Below are 19,226 nucleotides of genomic sequence, written 5' to 3' on the forward strand. Positions count from 1 at the left end.
TCGGACAGCCGACGGGGGTGGGCTGGTCGCACTCTTGGGTCATCCCCGTTCACCGTCCGTGAGGGTCACCGACCATGTCGCAGCTTCTGCCCGCCGCCCGGTCCGACGTCCCGACCAGCGCCCCGACGGCCCCGGCCGCCCCACCGGAGCCGGCCACCGCCACCACCGCCCCCGGGGCGCGTACCGCCGTGGTGGGCCTCGGTTACGTGGGCCTGCCGACCAGCCTGGCCCTGGTCGCCAGCGGCTCCCGGGTGATCGGGGTGGACATCTCCCCGGACCGGCTCGACGACATCCGGGCCGGTCGCGCCGACCTGCTCGACGACGACCACGACCGGCTCCGGGAGACGTTGCGGGCCACCGATCCCGCGCTGCGCCTCACCACCGCGGTCGGTGAGATCGCCGACGCCGACACGGTGCTGATCTGCGTACCCACGCCGGTCGACCGGCACCTCGCCCCCGACCTCACCGCGTTGCGGGCGGCCTGCGCGGCGGTGGTCGCCCACGCCCGCCCCGGCCAGACCATCGTGCTCACCTCCACCAGCTACGTCGGCACCACCCGGGAGCTGCTGGTCGCGCCGCTGGCCGCCCGGGGCCTGCGGGTCGGGCAGGAGGTCTTCGTGGCCTTCGCCCCGGAACGGGTCGACCCCGGCAACGACCGGCACCGCCAGGAACTCACCCCCCGGGTCGTCGGCGGCACCACCCCGGACTGCACCGCACGGGCCGCCACCGCGCTGTCCCGGATCACCCCCCTGGTGCACCGGCTCGGCTCCCCCGAGGCCGCCGAGATGACCAAGCTGCTGGAGAACACCTTCCGGGCGGTCAACATCGCCCTCGCCAACGAGTTCGCCGACCTCTGCCGGGACCTGCACCTGGACGTCACCGAGGTGATCGACGGGGCGGACACCAAGCCGTACGGGTTCATGGCCTTCCAGCCCGGCCCCGGGGTGGGCGGGCACTGCATCCCCTGCGACCCGCACTACCTGCTGTGGCAGGTACGCGGCCAACGCCGGGAGGCGCCCCTGATCGAGACCGCGATGCGGGGTATCGCCGCCCGCCCCCGCCGGGTCGTCGACCGGATCCGGGAACTGCTCGCCGGGGCCGGCCGCCCGCTGCTCGGCGCCCGGGTGCTGCTCGCCGGGGTGACCTACAAGCCCGGGGTGGCCGACGTACGGGAGTCCCCGGCGTTGGAGATCATCGGTGAGCTGGTCCGGGCCGGCGCGGACGTCGGCTTCGTCGACGAGCTCGTCGACACGGTCCGCACCCCCGACGGCCAGACCCTGCACCGGGTCGCCGACCCGGCCGACCGGGAGTGGGACCTGGTGGTCGTGCACACCAGCCAGTCCGGCCTGGACGAGGCGTGGCTGCGCGGGCAGCCGATGGTGCTCGACGCCACCTACCGGCTGGCCGGGCTGCCCCGGCGGGAGGTCGTCTGAGATGCCGGTGACCGCCCCCGTCCGGCGTGGCCTGCGCCGGCTGCTCACCGTGCTCGCGTTGCTGCCGCTGATCGTGCTGCTGGCCCGGCAACTGCCCCAGTTGCCGTACGCCCCGCTGCTGGCGTTCTACGGCTTCGCCGTGCTCACCGCCACCGTCGCCGTGTTCTACCTGGCCTACGCCCGCTACGTCGACCCCGCCGAGGCCCCGGCGCAGCCCCGGCACGCCGCCACGTTCCCGCCGCTGCCGCCGGCCCCGACGGTGAGCCTGCTGGTGGCGGTCAAGGACGAGGCGGACGGCATCGAGGCGTGCGTCCGGTCGATGACCGGCAGCGACATCCGCCCGTTGCAGGTGATCGTGGTCGACGACGGCTCCACCGACGGCACCGCCGAGGTGCTCGACCGGCTCGCCGCCGAACTCCCGGTCACCGTGCTGCACCTGCCGCGCAACGTCGGTAAGAAGCGGGCCCTGGTGCACGCCGCCCGGTACGCCACCGGCGACGTGCTCGCCTTCACCGACTCCGACTGCGTGCTCGCCCCGGACGCGTTGGGCCGCTGCGTCGAGGCCCTGCTGCGGCAACCCGACCTCGGCGCGGTCAGCGGCCACGCCCGCGCGCTGAACCCCGACGAGTCGCTGCTCACCCGGGTCCAGGACGTCTGGTACGAGGGCCAGTTCCGGGTCTCCAAGGCTGCCGAGGCGTCGTTCGGGGCGGTCACCTGCGTCTCCGGCCCGCTGGCGGTGTTCCGACGGGAGGCGGTGCTCAACTACCTGCCCGCCTGGGCGGCCGACCGGTTCCTCGGCGGCGAGTTCCGGTTCGCCACCGACCGGCAGCTCACCGGCTACGTGCTGGGGCAACGCTGGATCGGCGACCGGCTCAAGGCGCGCTTCGCCGACTCGCCGTTCGTCCGCGACGAGGACCACCCGCCCCGCGCCTGGCGGGTCGGCTACGTGCGTTCGGCGAAGGTGTGGACCACCGTGCCGGCCCGGCTGCGGCCGTTCCTGCGCCAGCAGACCCGCTGGAAGAAGAGCTACGTGCGGAACCTGTTCTTCACCGGCACGTTCATGTGGCGGCGGGGGCCCGGCCCGGCCGCGCTCTACTACGGACACGCGCTGTGGGTGGCGCTGGCCCCGGCGATGGCCTTCTCCCACCTGGTCTGGGCGCCGCTGCGCGGCTGGTGGGCGGTGCCGCTGCTCTACCTGTGCGGGGTGCTGCTCAAGGGCACCGCGTGGGGGCTGGCCTACCGGCTGGACAACCCCGGTGACCCGCGCTGGGCGTACCGGCCGTTGATGAGCGTGCTCTCCGCCACCATGTTGTCCTGGCTGCTGCCCTGGTCGGTGGGGACGATCCGGCGTGGCGTGTGGTCGCGGAGCACGGTGTGAACGCCGGACGGCGGTTGCTGAGCCGGCTGGCCCGGGTGGCGCTCACCCTCGCCGGGGCGGCGGTGCTGGTGCTGCTCTACGCGGTGGTCTTCTCCCGGGGCGAGGTGCTCCGGTGAGCCGGCTGTGGCCCCGCACGCTCGGCGGACTGCTGTCGCTGGTCACCCTGCTGGTGGTGGCGGCGCCCTTCGGGGTGTCCTGGTACCTCGACGACCTGCGCCGCCACGTCAGCGGCCAGCACGACACCCCGGTCACCCGGGTCGACCCCGCCGACCTGCGCCGCTTCGCCGAGACAGCCGGGCGGCTGCCGGAGCGGGCCGCGCCGGTGGTGGTGGCCTACCACGACATCCGACCGCACGGCGACGACCCGGCGGCGACCACGCCGGGCGGCCGGGAACACTACGTGGTCACCCCGGAGGCGTTCGACGCCCAGCTCACCGCACTGCGCACCGCCGGCTACCGGACGATCTCCTCGGCCCAGTACGTCGACTACCTGCGCGGCGGCGAGGTGCCGGCCCGTTCGGTCTACCTCACCTTCGACGACGGCACCCGGGGCCTGTGGTCGTACGCCGACCCGATCCTGCGCCGGCACCGGATGGTGGCCGCCTCCTACCTGATCACCGCGCAGGTGGGCACCCACCGGCCGTACTACCTGAGCTGGGCGGAGATCGACCGGATGCGCCGCTCCGGCCGGTGGGACTTCCAGGCGCACACCCACGACCTGCACACCCGGGTACAGACCGCGCCGGGGCGGCTCGGTTCCCCGCTGACCCACCGGCGGTGGGAGCCGACCACCGGCACCCAGGAGAGCCTGGCCGCCTACCGGCAGCGGCTCACCGCCGACTTCGATGCGATGTTCGCCGCGTTCACCACCCACGGGTTGCCCCGGCCGCGCCTGTTCGCATACCCGTTCTCCGAGATCGGGGACGCGACGACCGACCCGCAGGCCGCCGCGTTCAGCCGCGACCTGATCGCCGCCCGGTTCGTCGGCGCGCTGACCAACAAGTCGCTCGCCCCGCAACCGGGCAGCCGCCGGTCGGCGGCCGACGGGCAGGTCGAGCGGGCCGAGGTGTACGCCACGACCGACGCCGCCGAACTGGTCAGCGCGGTCGTCGAACGCACGGGTGTGCCGGCCGAGGTGACCGACCCGTTCGCCCGCGCCTGGGACTGGCGCGACCAGCACGGCGAGCCGATGACCGACCTGTCCCCGCTGACCGGCGGCCGGTTCCCCGCCGACAGCCCCCGCCGCGCCTACGGCACCCTGCTCGCGTACGCCAGCGCGGACTGGACCGGCTACACGGCCGACGCCACGGTGCGTGGCCTGCGCGCCGACGGCGGCACGGTGACCGTGCTGGTCGGGGTGAACGGTGACGCCACGGTGTCGGTGCGGGTGGCCCACGGCCGGGTGGCGTTGCTGCGCGACGGCCGGGTGGTCGCCGAGGCCGCGCTGGATCCGGCGGCCACCCACCGGCTCGCGGTCACCGTGCGCGACGGGGAGACGGTGGCCCGGGTCGACGGCGGCCCGGCCCTGCGGGTGGTCACACCCACCGGGCCCGGGGCCACCGGCGGGCTGGCCGTGGCGATCGACGACGCTCAGGGGCGGCCCCACCCGTCGGTCGCCGCACTCACCGTGACGGCCGTCGGGTGACCGCCGCGACCCGCCCGGCCGGCCGGGCGGGTCGCGGCGGGAGCGGCGGTCACTCCCGCCAGCCGGCCAGGTCGACCCCCTTGCCGAGTTCGACCCGGAAACCGAGGGTGATCTCGCCGCTCTCGCCCGGGCCGAGCCGCAACCGCCAGGTCAGCTCGCCCAGCTCGGTACGCTCGTCCGGCGGCGGGGTCAGGGCGGCCTCCCGGACCGCCACCGCCTCGTCGCGGGAGACCGGCAGCTGGTCGTGGACCTCGACGGTCGCCGGCCGGGGGGTGTGGTTGGCCACGCTGATCCGGTACTCCACGTCCCGCCGCCGGGTGGAGCCGAGGGTGGCCCGGGTATCGGCCCGCCGGGTCAGCTCCCGTTCCACCCGGACCCGGTCGTCCACCCCGAGCGCCAGCTCGGTCTCCTCGTCGGGCGCCCACGTCGGCAGCCGGGTGGCGGCGACGAAGTCGGCGCCGTGGAAGACCGCCGCCGGGCCGGCGCGCAAGGTGTGCGCCGAGGTGTTGCGGACCGTCGCCCGCAGGTGCGCCTCGGCGGCCCGGACCGGCACGGTCACGTGGTCGAGGCGGACAGGCAGGTCCAGCACGGCGATGACGGCCCGGTACGCGCTGCCGTCGGCGGGCACCGCCACCGGGCGGGCCGGCCGGTAGGTGGCCGCGGTGACCCCCTGCTCGACCTCGGCCACGCTCTCCCGCACCGCGGGGCGCGGGGCACCCGCGCGGGCCACCCCACCACCACCGGCCGGGGCGGCGGCGGGCGCGGGGGGCGGTGGTGCGCCGAAGCTCGCCGCCGTCCGGGGCACCGGCACCGGCCGCACCCGGTCGAGATACCAGGGCGGCAACTCGGGTACGCCGGCAGCCGCCGCCGGCCGGGCGGTCGAGAGTTGCAGCGCGCACTGCGGCCAGTCCTCGCCGGTGTCCTGGGTGACCAGACCGAACCAGGTGACCGACATGGTCTCCTCGACCAGCCGCAGGTCGTAGGAGGACTCCCAGCGTGCCCCGTCGACCAGGTAGCTCAGCTCCAGGTCCACGCCGGTGTCGTCGGCGTCCACCGCCACCGTCACCTCGGCGGCCAGCCGGTCCGGTTCCCGTTTGCCGTTCGCGGCGGCCAGCTCCCGTTCGACGGCCGCCAACTCCTCGGTCAGCTCGGTGCGCCGCCGGGCCAGCCCGCGTCGACGGCGGTGGGACTCGGCGAGTTGGGCGGCCACCGCGTCGGCGAAGGTGGCCACGTCGGTCGGGGCGGTGTCACCGGCGGCCAGCGTGCGGGCGTACGTGCCGCCGGCCCGGTCGGCCAGCCGGGTGAGGAACTGTCGCCGCTGCGTCTCGACCTCGGCGTCGTCGTCGACCTCGGCCAGGGCGTCGGCCAGTTCCCGGGCCCGCCGGGTGAGCGCGTCGACCTGACCGTCGGTGCTGCGGGGCTGCCGCCAGGTGCTCACCTCCACCCCGAGGACGGTGACCGCGCCCCCGCCCCCGGTGCGCAGGGAGTCCCGGCGCAGCCGCAGCGGCAGGGGGGCGATCCGGATCCGGTGTTCCCCGGCGGTCAACCGGGTGCTCCCCCGGCGGGTGACCCGGGCCCGGTCCGGATAGACGGTGACCGCGACCACGGGTGCTTCGATCTCCACAGCGTCCACGGCGGCGAGGGTAGCCGGGGTGCGCTCGTGACCCGCGCTGCCGGTCGGTGGCGGGGTCCGGTGGGCCCGGCCCGGCTACCCCGGGGGGAGGCAGACGATGTCGAGGCGGCGGGGGCCGTGCACGCCCTCCACCCGGTTCAGCTCGATGTCGCTGGTCGCGGAGGGGCCGGAGATCATCGTCAGGGGGCGGGTGGGGTCGGGCAGCGCGATCACCAGGTCGGGCACGTCGGCCACGATCTGCGCGGCGCGGACCACGCAGACGTGGTGGTCGGGGACCAGGGTCAGCAGGCGGCGGCCCTGCGCCGCGCCCCCGTCGAGGACCAGGGTGCCGGTCTCGGCGACGGCGAGTGCGCAGCCGGTGAGCACGGCCAGGCCGGGGGCGTCCAGCTCGGTGGCGGTGAGGGTGTCCCCGGGTAGCGTGGGTGGGCCCAGCCGGGCGGTCCACTGCGGTGGTGTCCCGGCCGGCAGCACCACGGCGGTCGCCCCGGCGAGCAGGGTGGCGAGCAGCCCGGGCAGTTCCGCCGGGGTGCAGGGGTGCACCCCGGCGTGGTGGTCCCCGGCCCGGGCGACGAAGAGCGCGGTCAGCTCAGGAGTCATGGGTGCGGTGCCACCAGTCGCGGAAGGACTCCTCGGCGGGCAGTGGGGCGTCGCGGTGCGTCGTCCACGCCGACAGGGGCCACGGGGCGCGGCGCAGCCGCCCGCCGTGCCGCCGGCCCAGCACCCGCAGGGGCCGGCCGCCGGAGCGGGCCGCCCGCAGCGCCGCCCGCCACCGCCGACGGTCGCGCATCGTCCAGCCGAGCCACGCCATCGCCGCGCGCTCGGCGGCCGGCTTCGGCCCCGTCTGGCGCAGGTGCACCAGGATCGCCGGGATGTCGATCTTGACGGGGCAGACGTCGTAGCAGGCCCCGCAGAGCGTCGAGGCGTACGGCAGGGTCGCGTTGTGGCCGGCGTCCTGCCCGGTGAGCTGGGGCGACAGGATCGCCCCGATCGGCCCGGGATAGACCGAGCCGTAGGCGTGGCCGCCGACCCGCTCGTAGACCGGGCACACGTTCAGGCAGGCCGAGCAGCGGATGCAGCGCAACGCCGCCCGGCCCACCGGGTCGGCCGCCACCCGGCGTCGGCCGTTGTCCAGCAGCACGACGTGCAGCCGGCGCGGCCCGTCGCCGGGGGTCACCCCGGTGAAGATCGAGGTGTACGGGTTCATCCGTTCGCCGGTCGACGAGCGCGGCAGCAGCCGCAGGAAGTCACCGAGATCGACGAAGCGGGGCAGCAGCTTCTCCACCCCGACCACGGCGATCAGGGTGTCCGGCAGGGTCAGGCACATCCGGCCGTTGCCCTCGGACTCGACGACCACCAACGAGCCGGTCTCGGCCACCGCGAAGTTGGCCCCGCAGATCGCCACCCGGGCCGCCAGGAAGGTACGCCGCAGATAGTCCCGGGCGGCACCGGCCAGCACCGCCGGGTCGTCCGAGTCGGCGTGGAAGCCGGGCATCCGCCGGGCGAACAACTCCCGGATCTGCCCCCGGTTGTAGTGGATCGCCGGCACCAGGATGTGCGACGGGGTGTCGTCGGCGAGTTGGACGATCAGCTCGGCCAGGTCGGTCTCCACCGCCGTCACCCCGGCCGCCGCCAACGCCTCGTTGAGGCCGATCTCCTGGGTCGCCATCGACTTGACCTTCACCACCCGGTCGACGCCCTGCGCCCGGACCAGGTCGGTGACCACCGCGTTGGCGGCGGCGGCGTCCGTGGCGTGGTGCACGGTCGCCCCGGCGGCGGTGGCCGCCCGCGTGAACCGGTCCACCAGCTCGGGCAGCCGGTCGAGCACGTCGTCCTTGACCCGGGCCGCCCGGTCGCGCAGCTGCTCCCAGTCGGGCACCTCGGCCACCACCGCGGCCCGCTTCTCCCGGATGGTGCGGGTGGCCCGGCCCAGGTTGGCCCGCAGTTGGGCGTCGCGCAGCGCACCGGCCGCCGCCCGGGGGAACGGGGTGACGGCCACGATGGGCAACTGCCGGCCCGGCGGGGGGTGTCGGGTGCTCATCCCACCGCTCCGGCCCCGGTCGCGGCGAGGATCTCGGCGTAGTGGACGGGTCGCGGGGCGCCGGGCCGGCGGGCCAGACCACCACCGATGTGCGCCAGGCAGGAGCTGTCGGCGGCGGCCAGGTAGTCGGCCCCGGTGGCCACCGCGTGGGCGCACTTGTCGGCGAGCATGGCACCGGAGACGGCGGCGTTCTTGAGCGCGAAGGTGCCCCCGAAGCCGCAGCACTGCTCCGGCTCGGGCAGGCCCAGCAGTTCCAGGTCACGCACCGCGCCGAGCAGCCGCAGGGGCCGGTCGCCCAGCCGCAGCATCCGCAGCCCGTGGCAGGTCGGGTGGTAGGTGACCCGGTAGGGGAAGCGGGCCCCCACGTCGGTGACCGCGAGCACGTCCACCAGCAGCTCCGACAGCTCGTACACCGGCAGTCGGGTGTGCGCCCGCAGGTGGGCCACGCAGGAGCCGGACGGGGAGACGACGACGTCGTGGCCGGCGAACGCCGCCTCGGTGCTCTGCTCCAGCGCGCGGGCCGGGCCCGGGTAGCCGGTGTTGGCGTGCAACTGGCCGCAGCAGCTCTGCCCGGCGGGGAAGGTCACGGTGTGGCCGAGCCGCTCCAGCACCGTCACGGTGGCGATGCCGACGCGCGGGAAGAGCGCGTCGTTGAGGCAGGTGACGAACAACGCGATGCGCACCGTGCCCCCTCACCGCTCCCGGCCGCGATCGAAGAAATCGTATATGATCAATGGCGTCCGGTGCGAGGTGCGATGTCCTGCGGTCCCGGCAGCCGGGCGGGCGGCTGGCCCGCCGATCGCCACGGCACACCGGCCCCGGTGGACGTCCGGTGCGGGTGGGGCGTCCGCCGGTCCCTGACGCCCGTGCTACGAGGTGCCGAGATGACGGATTTCCACGGTCTGGTGGCGGCGGTCACCGGCGGCGGTTCGGGCATCGGCGCGGCGGTCGCCGACCTGCTGGCCGCGCGTGGGGCCCGGGTCGCCGTCCTCGACCGCGACCCCGGTGCGGGCGGCGGGCACCTGCGGCTCACCGCCGACGTCACCGCCCCGCTGGACGGGGTCATGGACCGGGTCGCCGCGACCCTGGGCGGTCTCGACGTGCTGGTGAACTGCGCGGCGGTCAGTGCGGTGGGGGCGGTGGAGGCCGCCGACGACGCCGAGTGGCACCGCTGCCTCGACGTCAACGTCGTCGGGGTCGCCCGGGCCTGCCGGGCCGCCCTGCCCCACCTGCGGCGTTCGACCAGCGCCGCCATCGTCAGCATCACCTCGATCGCGGCGACGGCGGGGCTGGTCGACCGGGCCGTCTACTCCGCCACCAAGGGTGCGGTGCACGCGCTCAGCCTGGCCATGGCCGCGGACCTGGTGGGCGACGGCATCCGGGTGTGCACGGTGGCGCCGGGCACGGTGGACACCCCGTGGGTGACCCGGCTGCTCGCCGGGGCCGGGGACCCGGCCGCGGAGAAGCGCCGGCTCGCCGCCCGGCAGCCCACCGGCCGGCTCGTCACCGCCGACGAGGTCGCCCAGGCGGTGGCCTTTCTCGCCTCCCCGCTGTCGGGGGCGACCACCGGCACCGCGCTGGCCGTCGACGGCGGCATGTCGGGCCTGCGGCTGGTCCGCTGATCCGGGCGGACGGCAGGGCCACCCGGCCAGCGTTCGCCGGCTCCCGTCAGGCCGGTGCCCGCTCCCGTCAGGCCGGTGCCGGCCCGTCGGGGATCGCCGGCAGCGGCTCCGCGCCGCCGGTCAGGCCGCCGCCATGGTGACCCGTTGCCGGCCCAGCCCGTCCACCTCGACCTCCACCACGTCACCGGGCCGCAGGTAGGGGAACCGGCCGGACAGGGCCACCCCCTCCGGCGTACCGGTGTTGATCACGTCACCGGGGTCGAGCACCGTGTACTGCGACAGGTGCCAGATCAGGTACGCCACGTCGAAGACCATGTCCGAGGTGCGGGAGTCCTGCCGGGGCTCGCCGTTGACCCAGGAACGCAACCCGAGATCCTGCACGTCGGCGATCTCGTCCGGGGTGACCAGCCACGGGCCGAGCGGCTGGAAGGTCTCACAGGACTTCCCCTTGGACCACTGGCCACCGGAGTCACGCAGCTGGAAGTCGCGCTCGGACACGTCGTTGGAGACCAGGTAGCCGGCGACGTGGGCGAGGCTCTGCGCGGGCGACTCCAGGTAGCGGGCCCGCCGGCCGATGACCACGGCCAGCTCGACCTCCCAGTCGGTGGCGGTCGCGCCCCGGGGCACCAGCACGTCGTCGTACGGGCCGACCACCGTGTTGGGTGCCTTGTAGAAGATGATCGGGGTCTCGGGCGGGGCGGCACCGGACTCGGCGGCGTGCGCGGCGTAGTTCTGCCCCACGCAGAGCACCGCGCCGGGCCGGGCCACCGGCGGACCGACCCGCAGGCCGGTGACGTCCACCTCCGGCAGGTCGCGGGCCGCCCGGACCCGGGCCGGGCCGTCGGAGGCGAGGAAGGCGGCGTCGATGTCCGTGGTGAGCGGGGACAGGTCGTAGTGCCGGCCGTCGGCATGCAGCACCGGCCGCTCCGCGCCGGCCGGGCCCACCCGCATCAGCTTCATCCGGTCCCCCTCCACTGACGACAGTGCACGCTATCCTGCCCGATGCCACTGCGACCGGGGAGGAGGCACACATGGATCCGCAACCCAGCACGGGGGTACGGCAGGCGGTACGCACGGGTGCGCTGGTCCTCGCGGGCCTGCTGACGGCGACCGGTTGTTCGGGCACCGCCGGGCCCGTCGCCGCGAGGTCGGCCGGGGCGTCGCCGCCACCCCCCGATCCCGCCGTGCTGCGGCTGGACAAGCCGACGACGGTGCTGGGCACCTGGAACGAGTCGCTCGACCGGCGACTGACCATGGTCGCCCAGAGCACCATGTCAGGGCTCAAGCCGCTGCTCGACGGTGAGCCGGGCAGCGCGGTGGGCACCGCCTACATCCCGGTCAAGGAGGAACACTCGGCCGAACTCGGGCTGTACCGACCCGGCGACCGTCGGGTCGTCCTGCTCAGTGGGGTCTCCGGCACGGTCCCCGACCCCGAGCGGGCCCTGGACCAGATCTTCGCCCGGCTCACCGCCATCACGGAGGTGACGCCGGTGCCGCCGGGGCCGGTCGGTGGGTCCGCCCGCTGCGGGCACGGCCGCAGCGGGGGTGTCTGGTTCGACGTCTGCGCCTGGGCCGACCGGCACACGCTCGGTGTGGTCCACCTCGCCGACTTTCCGCAGACCGCCCAGCCGCAGGAGATCTTCCGGCAGATCCGGGCCCAGACCGAGCACGCCGCGCCCTGAACCACGCCCGCCGGCGACGCCACGGTCGGCGGCCCGACCCCGGCAGCAGTCGCGGGCCGGACTGCGGCGCCCGGGGTTGCCGGTGGCTCCCCGACCTACCCGGGGCCGGGAGGTCGGGGAGCCACCGACCGCCCGGTCAGCTGGACGTGGTGGCGGGTTCCCCGGCACCGGCCTCCGGTCCGACGGCGACCGGGGTGGCCTGCCGGTCGGCCAGGTGCCGACGCAGTGACCAGGTCACCGCAGCCACCCAGAGCACCACGACGATCAGGTAGCTGGCGTAGCGGACGGCGTCCGGCGCACCGATCCAGTCGCTGCGCAGCAGGGTCCGGATGTTGGTCAGGACGATGACCCCCCCGACGGCGGAACCGAGCACGCGGGGCGGGACCAACCGGACGAGCCAGGCGGCGATCGGCGCGGCGATCATGCCGCCGAGCAGCAGCGCACCCACCCAGCCGAAGTTGATGTTCTCCGAGCCGATGCCGACCAGGAAGCCCAGGCTCGCGGCGACCGCCACCAGGAACTCGCTGGTGTCGATCGAACCGATCACCCGGCGGGGTTCCAGTCGGCCGCTGGCCAGGATCGCGGGCGTGCCGACCGGGCCCCAGCCCCCGCCACCGGTGGCGTCGACGAAGCCGGCGACGAGCCCCAGCGGCCCGAGGAAGCGCTTGCGCAGGGGCAGCCCGACCCGGTCGCGGGGCAGCCCGGCGACGGTGAACCGGATCAGCACGTAGAGGCCGAGGGTGAGCAGGATCAGCGACATGATCGGGGCCGCGGTCGCGGTGGAGAGGCTGGACAGGAAGGTCGCGCCGGCGAACGCCCCTACGGCGCCCGGCACACCGACCCGGCGGACCACCGTCCAGTCGACGTTGCCGAACCGCCAGTGCGCGGCGCCCGAGACCAGGGTGGTGCCGATCTCGGCCAGGTGAACGGTCGCCGAGGCGCTGGCCGCGCCTGTGTTGAGGGCCAACAACAATGTGGTGGATGTCACGCCGTACGCCATCCCGAGGCTGCCGTCGACCAGTTGCGCACCGAGGCCGACGAGGGCAAGAAGAAGCAGGCTACGCACAATTACCGCCGATCCGGAAGGTGAATGGGGAAAGTCGGCCCGGCTAGGGCGGATCACCGTGGCGGTGACGGACGTCCCGGCTGGTCGGGGCCTGTACGGGGGTGGGAACCGCTGGCGGAATCCCCCGCAGATCGCTTGCGCCGACCCGCAGGAGGGGGGTCGGCAGACAGCGCGTGAAACGTTCGTTAAGTGAGTACGTCGACTGTCGTCAAAGCTTGGCGTTTGACCAGCCCAGAGCCGTTATCGGCGACACCGGCGGGGCATCTTCGCGCGGCCGGTGGTCACCGCCGAGGTCAGCGGCGATGGGCGAGGCGGGAGCCCGGGTGACCGATACCCCGCTCCCGACCAGGGAGTCCAATGATCGAAGCCAATCCCACCTCGCCTCACGAATGCCATATCAAATCGATGGGTAATGACGGCAAGAATGCCGATACGGATCTTTAATGTTCACCGCAATCCATGGCAAGACCCGTTCCACATCGTGGGATGCGCGGCGAGTTGATCTCTGCTACCAGGACGTTCTCGATCAGCAGAAAACAGTTTGGAAATAAACCCGCAAATGAGCTGGCAACTCACCGTGGCACGATCTGGCGACAGCGTCGACTCACCGGCCGACATTTTGCCTGGTGGCCCCGAGGGCATATCCGGTAGCCTTGGTAGGAAATCTTCACCGCAGCGGCTCCGACGGTTGGATTTAACCGGGATGTAACTGAGCCACACTAGATTGTGACTCAGCGCGACATTGACTGCCGCAAATCAGAACCGCGCTCGCTGGCGTTCGGCCGGCAGATCCCCCCGTCACCACGCGATCCTTCGCGACCGAAGTGGGAGCCCGATGAGTAGCGCACCGTACACGCGTGACCTGATCCTGGTCGTCAATCCTGTCGGCGTCCTGGAACCCGGCCCACGGATCACGGCCGCCACCACCGCCGGTGGTGGGCGCGGCATCATCGACCTGGCCGCCGGCGACGACTGGTCGTTACGGGCACTCACCCGGGCGGCGAACTGGTCGGCCGACCCGATCGGCATCCGGGTGCCCGCCGGCTGCCGGGCCACCCCCGCCGACGTGGCACGCGCCGCGGCCGGCCGGGTGGATCTGGTCGTGGTCGAGCCGGCGAGCCCGTGGCCGCTCGCCGAGATCACCGGGCACCACCGGGTGCTCGTGGAGGTCACCAGCCGGGCCGAGGCGCACGCCGCAGCGGCGGCCGGGGCACACGGGCTGATCGCCCGGGGAATGGAGGCCGGCGGCCGGGTCGGCGAGCTCAGCTCGTTCGTCCTGCTCCAGCAGCTCGTCGCCGACGACACCCTCGACCTGCCGGTCTGGGTGGCCGGCGGGATCGGCCCGCGGACCGCCGGCGCCTGCCTGGTCGGCGGCGCGGCAGGCGTCGTCCTGGACACCCAGCTCGCCCTGATGCCCGAGTCGGAACTCCCGGCCGACGTCCAGGCCGTGATCCGGCGGATGGACGGCTCGGAAACCGTGCTGCGCGACGGGGTACGCGGCATCCGCCGGGGCGGGCCGCACCAGGCCGACGCCGAACTGCTCCCCGTCGGCCAGGACGGCTGGCTGGCCGCCGCCTTCGCCGACCGCTGGCCGGACACCGCCGCCGCCGTACGCGGCATGCGCGCGGCGATGCTCGACGCCGTCGACGGCCCGGACGCCGCCGACCTGCTCCAACCCGGTGCGCCCCTGGCCGAGGCCCTCGGGGTGCGGGTGCCCGTCGCCCAGGGCCCGATGACACGGGTCAGCGACGAGGCCTCCTTCGCCGCCGCCGTCGCCGACGGCGGCGCGTTGCCGTTCATCGCGCTCGCCCTCAACTCCGCCGACCAGTGCCGCCGGATGCTCACCGAGACCGCCGCCCAGCTCGGTGACCGCCCGTGGGGCGTCGGGGTGCTCGGTTTCGCCCCCGAGGAGCTGCGCGCCGCCCAACTGGCGGTCATCCAGGAGATCCGGCCCGCCTGCGCGATCATCGCCGGTGGCCGCCCACCGCAGGCCCGCGCCCTGGAGGAGCAGGGGATCAGCACCTTCCTGCACGTGCCCTCCCCCGGCCTGCTGCGCCAGTTCCTGCGCTCCGGTGCCCGTAAGTTCATCTTCGAGGGCGCCGAGTGCGGCGGGCACGTCGGACCCCGGGCGAGCTTCCCGCTGTGGGAGGCCCAGCTCGCGGTGCTCGACGAGTACCTCGACACCGACCCGGCCGCCGGCGCCCAGCTCCAGGTCTTCTTCGCCGGTGGGGTACACGACGCCCGGTCGGCCGCGATGGTCGCCACGATGGCCGCGCCGTTGGCCCGCCGGGGCGCCCGGGTCGGCGTGCTGATGGGCACCGCCTACCTGTTCACCGCCGAGGCCGTGACCCACGGCGCGGTCCAGCCGTTGTTCCAGCGTGAGGCGCTCACCGCCGAGCACACCGCGCTGCTGGAGACCGCCCCCGGGCACGCCACCCGCTGCCTGCACACCCCGTTCGTCGACGACTTCCACCAGTTGCGCAACCAACTGGAGGGCGCCGGGGCGGAGAACCGCGAAGTGTGGGAACAGTTGGAGCTGCTCAACGTCGGCCGGCTGCGGATCGCCAGCAAGGGCCTGCGCCGCTCCGGCGACGTCGTGGAGTCCGTCGACGAGAGCGTCCAGGCCAGCGACGGCCTGTTCATGGCCGGCCAGGTCGCCGTACTGCGCAACACCGCCACCACCGTCGCCGCGCTGCACGACGAGGTGACCACCGAGGTACGCGGCTTCCACGCCGACCGGCTCGACGCGCTGCGGGCCCGGCTCACGCCGCCGACCGCCGACCTCGACGAGTCGCCCGCCCCGCTGGACATCGCCATCGTCGGAATGGCCTGCATGCTGCCCGGCTCCCCCGACCTGGACAGCTTCTGGCGCACCGTGCTCAGCGGTGTCGACACCGTCACCGAGGTCCCAGCCGACCGCTGGGACACCGACCACTACTACGCCCCCGAGGTCGGTCCGGGGCAGACCGGCCGGATCAGCGTCTCCAAGTGGGGCGGGTTCATCGACCCGGTGCCCTTCGACGCCATCGGCTACGGCATTCCGCCGGCCGCGCTGAGCAGCATCGACCCGACCCAACTGCTCGCCCTGGAGGTCTCCCACCGGGCGCTGGTCGACGCCGGTTACGCCTACGACGCCCCCGGCGCGGACCACGCCCGCACCGGCGTGGTCTTCGGCGCGGAGGCCGGCAGCGACATGGGACACGCGCAGACCCTGCGCACCATGCTCCCGGCGTACCTCGGTGAGGTGCCCGAGCAGATGCAGGAGCTGCTGCCCACGGTCACCGAGGACAGCTTCCCCGGCGTGCTGGCCAACGTGATCGCCGGCCGGGTCGCCAACCGGCTCGACCTGGGCGGGCCCAACTACACCATCGACGCGGCCTGCGCCTCGTCGCTGGCCGCGATGGACGCCGCGTGCAAGGAACTGGTCGCCGGGGACAGCGACCTGATGATCTGCGGCGGAGCCGACCTGCACAACGGGGTCAACGACTACCTCATGTTCACCTCGGCGCACGCGCTGTCCCCCACCGGCCGGTCGCGTCCCTTCGACAGCACCGGTGACGGGATCGCCCTCGGCGAGGGCGTCGCCTGCGTCGTACTCAAACGGCTGGCCGACGCCGAGCGCGACGGCGACCGGATCTACGGCGTGATCAAGGGGCTCGGCGGGGCCAGCGACGGGCGGGCCCTCGGCCTGACCGCGCCGCGCCCCGACGGGCAGCGCCGGGCCCTGGACCGCGCCTACCACCGCACCGGCATCTCCCCCCGGGAGGTCGGGCTGGTCGAGGCGCACGGCACCGGCACGGTGGTCGGCGACCGCACCGAACTGGAGACGCTGACCCGGATGTTCGTCGAGTCCGGCGCCGAACCGGGCAGCTGCGCGCTCGGCTCGGTGAAGTCCCAGATCGGGCACACCAAGTGCGCCGCCGGCCTGGCCGGGCTGATCAAGGCGACGCTCGCCCTCTACCACGGCGTCCGGCCCCCCACCATCCATCTGGAACGACCCAACCCGGCCTGGCACCCGCAGCACAGCCCGTTCGCGTTCTTCACCGAGGCCCGCCCGTGGCCGGTGCCGGCCGCCGAGCGGATCGCCGGGGTCAGCGCCTTCGGCTTCGGCGGCACCAACTTCCACGTCGTGCTCAGCGCCTACCCCAACGCGGCGGAACCCCGGCACGCGCACCGGATCTGGCCGGCGGAGCTGTTCTGCTTCCGGGGCACCGACCGGGCCGCCGCCCACCAGGGCGTCCGGCAGCTGCTGGAGAGCCTGGCCGCCGACGGGACCGGCAACCGGTCGGGTCGGCTGGCCGAGCTGGCCGCGTCGGTCGCCGCCAAGGCCGCCAACCGGCCCGGGACGACCCAGGTCGCGGTGGTCGCCCGCGACCTGGCCGAACTGGAGACCCTGCTGCACCGGGCGCTGGCCGGCGAACACGACCCGGTCCGGGGCCTGGTCCAGCCGACCGGGGTCGACCCGGTCGGGCCCGGTCAGCTGGCGTTCCTCTTCCCCGGCCAGGGCAGCCAGCGCCCCGGCGCGCTGGCCGAACTCTTCGTCGCCTTCCCCGAGCTGCGGCACTACCTCGAACTCGACCCGGCCGCCGCGGAGCTGCTCTTCCCGCCGGCCGCCTTCGACCAGGACTCCCGCCGCGCCCAGGACGACCGGGTACGCGACACCCGGACCGCCCAACCGGTGCTCGGCATCGGCGGTCTGGCCATGGACCACCTGCTGCGCCGGCTGGGGGTCCGCCCCGACATGACCGCCGGCCACAGCTACGGCGAACTCGTCGGCCTCTGCGTCGCCGGGGCGTTCGACGCGGCCACCCTGCTCGACCTGAGCCGGGAACGGGCGGCGGCCATCCTCGGCGCGTGCGGTGAGGACCCGGGCACCATGGCGGCCGTCACCGCCACCGCCGACCAGGTCGCCCAGGTGCTCGCCGGGGCCGGCCTGACCAGCGAGGTGGTGCTGGCCAACCGGAACGCGCCGCAGCAGGTGGTGGTCTCCGGCCCGACGGCGAAGGTACGGGCGGCGGTGGTCGCGCTCAAGGAGGCCGGCCTGTCGGCCCGGACCATCCCGGTGGCCTGCGCCTTCCACAGCCCGGTGGTCGCCGGGGCGGTGGAGACCTTCGCCGAGGTGCTCGCCGCCCGGCCGATCGCCGAGCCCCGGATCCCGGTCTGGTCGAACCTGACCGCCGCCCCGTACTCCGGTGACGCCGGCCAGGTCCGGCACCACCTCGCCGAGCAGATCGGCGCACCGGTGCGCTTCGTCGAGCAGGTCGAGGCGATGTACGCCGCCGGCGCCCGCCTCTTCGTCGAGGTCGGCCCCGGTCAGGTGCTCAGCCGGCTGGTGCAGGCGGTCCTCGGCGACCGGCCGCACCGGACGGTCGCCTGCGAACGCGGTCCGTCCGACGGGCTGCGCGGATTCCTGATCTCGGTGGCCGAACTCGCCTGCGCCGGCGCACCGGTCCGCCCCGACTGGCTCTTCCACGGGCGGGTCGCGGACGACACCACTACCACCACCGCTCCGAGTCGTCGTCCGCTGTGGACGGTCGACGGTCAACTCGTCCGGGACCAGCACGGCAACTGTCTTCCCGGTGGCATGACCCCACCCCGACGGATCAAGGAGTTGTCGATGACCCCCGCCAACGGCACCGCCACCACCCCCGGCACCGCCACCGGCACCGTCCGCGCCCCCGAACCGGTGACCGTCCGCGAGGTCCGGACCGTCACCGTCCCCGAGCCGGCGGCCGTCCGGGACATCCGGGGCGAGCTGCTCAGCGAATACCTGCGCACCACCCGGGAGATGATCGCCACCCAACGCGACGTGATGCTCGCCTTCCTCGGCGACTCCGGTGACGGCGGCGGTCGGGTGGGCGGGCAGCCCACCGAGACGTACCGGGTCGAGCAGTACCCGGCGCTGCCAGCCGGCCCGGCCCCGACGCCCGCCCCGGCCCCGGTGCCCACCCCGGCGGCGACGCCCGTGGCGACGCCCCGGCCCCCGGTGACGCCGGCGGTGGCTCCGCCTCCCACCCCGACCCCCCGGGCCGTGGCGGCTCCGGCAGCGATGCCCGCCGTGGCGGCGTCGAACGGCGGCACGGCGCTGGCCACCGCGCCGGTGATCGAACGGCCCGCGCCGGTCACCCCGGACCTCGTGCCCTCCTTCCCCACGGTCGGTGGTGTCGTCCCGGCTGCCGCCCCGGCAGGCGTGGTCGTGGCTCCGGCCGGGCCGGGCATCGCCGAGTTCCAGCAGGCGATCCTGGCGGTGATCAGCGAGCGCACCGGCTACCCCGTCGACCTCATCGAACTCGACCTCGACCTCGAAGCCGACCTCTCCATCGACTCCATCAAACGCGCCGAAGTCGCCGGCGAGGTCGCCCAACGCCTCTCCCTCAGCGTCGAAGGCGACGAGAGCGAACTCGAAGACCTCGTCAAGGCCCGCACCGTCCGCGCCATGGTCACCTGGCTCGACCAGAAGATGAGCGGCACGGTCACGGCCACCGCCACCCTGACCGCCGCGCTGCCCTCCGGCGACCAGGTCGGCGTGACCGCAGCGGACTTCCAGCAGGCGATCCTGGCGGTGATCAGCGAGCGCACCGGCTACCCCGTCGACCTCATCGAGCCCGACCTCGACCTCGAAGCCGACCTCTCCATCGACTCCATCAAACGCGCCGAAGTCGCCGGCGAGGTCGCCCAACGCCTCTCCCTCAGCGTCGAAGGCGACGAGAGCGAACTCGAAGACCTCGT

Annotated in this window: 12 protein-coding genes; 6 read left to right on the forward strand and 6 right to left on the reverse strand. The window is 74.4% G+C overall.

Annotation, left to right across the window (positions count from 1 at the left end; translation table 11 throughout):
- The first annotated feature begins 74 nt into the window (after positions 1-74).
- The 3 genes from JQN83_RS09995 (at position 75) to JQN83_RS10005 (ending at position 4,456) form a co-directional block, all read left to right on the forward strand.
- On the forward strand, positions 75-1,433 hold the full coding sequence (locus tag JQN83_RS09995; RefSeq protein WP_208566778.1) for a nucleotide sugar dehydrogenase: 1,359 nt from the start codon (positions 75-77) through the stop codon (positions 1,431-1,433).
- Position 1,434: 1 nt separating this feature from the next.
- Entirely contained in the window at positions 1,435-2,811 is a 1,377-nt protein-coding gene (locus JQN83_RS10000; RefSeq protein WP_208566779.1) for a glycosyltransferase family 2 protein, read from the forward strand.
- Between the two features lie 112 nt (positions 2,812-2,923).
- Positions 2,924-4,456, forward strand: a complete 1,533-nt coding sequence (locus JQN83_RS10005) for a polysaccharide deacetylase family protein (protein ID WP_208566780.1) — start codon at positions 2,924-2,926, stop codon at positions 4,454-4,456.
- A 49-nt stretch (positions 4,457-4,505) separates the two neighbouring features.
- On the opposite strand, the gene JQN83_RS10010 is transcribed toward JQN83_RS10005, so the two are convergent.
- The 4 genes from JQN83_RS10010 to JQN83_RS10025 form a co-directional block, all read right to left on the reverse strand.
- Positions 4,506-6,089 carry a DUF4139 domain-containing protein gene (locus JQN83_RS10010; protein WP_208566781.1) on the reverse strand — a complete coding sequence of 528 codons (1,584 nt, stop codon included), beginning with the start codon at positions 6,087-6,089 and terminating at the stop codon, positions 4,506-4,508.
- Positions 6,090-6,164: 75 nt separating this feature from the next.
- Positions 6,165-6,686 (reverse strand): LutC/YkgG family protein, encoded by a 522-nt coding sequence (locus JQN83_RS10015; RefSeq protein ID WP_208566782.1) that lies wholly within the window; start codon positions 6,684-6,686, stop codon positions 6,165-6,167.
- The gene (locus JQN83_RS10020; RefSeq protein WP_208566783.1) at positions 6,676-8,127 is read right to left on the reverse strand and encodes a lactate utilization protein B; all 1,452 of its coding nucleotides are present in this window, start codon (positions 8,125-8,127) and stop codon (positions 6,676-6,678) included. The genes JQN83_RS10015 and JQN83_RS10020 overlap by 11 nt, the downstream gene beginning before the upstream one ends.
- Positions 8,124-8,810 carry a (Fe-S)-binding protein gene (locus JQN83_RS10025; RefSeq protein WP_208566784.1) on the reverse strand — a complete coding sequence of 229 codons (687 nt, stop codon included), beginning with the start codon at positions 8,808-8,810 and terminating at the stop codon, positions 8,124-8,126. The genes JQN83_RS10020 and JQN83_RS10025 overlap by 4 nt, the downstream gene beginning before the upstream one ends.
- Positions 8,811-9,011: 201 nt before the next feature.
- Between JQN83_RS10025 and JQN83_RS10030 the strand changes: the two genes are divergently transcribed.
- Positions 9,012-9,749 (forward strand): SDR family NAD(P)-dependent oxidoreductase, encoded by a 738-nt coding sequence (locus JQN83_RS10030; protein ID WP_208566785.1) that lies wholly within the window; start codon positions 9,012-9,014, stop codon positions 9,747-9,749.
- A gap of 120 nt (positions 9,750-9,869) precedes the next feature.
- On the opposite strand, the gene JQN83_RS10035 is transcribed toward JQN83_RS10030, so the two are convergent.
- Positions 9,870-10,709, reverse strand: coding sequence for a fumarylacetoacetate hydrolase family protein (locus JQN83_RS10035; protein WP_208566786.1), 840 nt, complete (start codon positions 10,707-10,709; stop codon positions 9,870-9,872).
- A 71-nt stretch (positions 10,710-10,780) separates the two neighbouring features.
- On the opposite strand from JQN83_RS10035, the gene JQN83_RS10040 reads away from it, so the two are divergent.
- A complete protein-coding gene (locus JQN83_RS10040) occupies positions 10,781-11,431 on the forward strand; it encodes a hypothetical protein (protein ID WP_208566787.1) in 651 nt (216 codons plus the stop codon).
- A gap of 136 nt (positions 11,432-11,567) precedes the next feature.
- On the opposite strand, the gene JQN83_RS10045 is transcribed toward JQN83_RS10040, so the two are convergent.
- Entirely contained in the window at positions 11,568-12,497 is a 930-nt protein-coding gene (locus JQN83_RS10045; protein WP_208566788.1) for a sulfite exporter TauE/SafE family protein, read from the reverse strand.
- Positions 12,498-13,332: 835 nt separating this feature from the next.
- On the opposite strand from JQN83_RS10045, the gene JQN83_RS10050 reads away from it, so the two are divergent.
- Positions 13,333-19,226, forward strand: a 5,894-nt coding sequence (locus JQN83_RS10050; RefSeq protein WP_208566789.1) for a type I polyketide synthase, incomplete at its 3' end; no start/stop codon positions are given.

Source organism: Micromonospora antibiotica (genome assembly GCF_017599305.1).
In the GTDB taxonomy this organism is placed as follows: domain Bacteria; phylum Actinomycetota; class Actinomycetes; order Mycobacteriales; family Micromonosporaceae; genus Micromonospora; species Micromonospora antibiotica.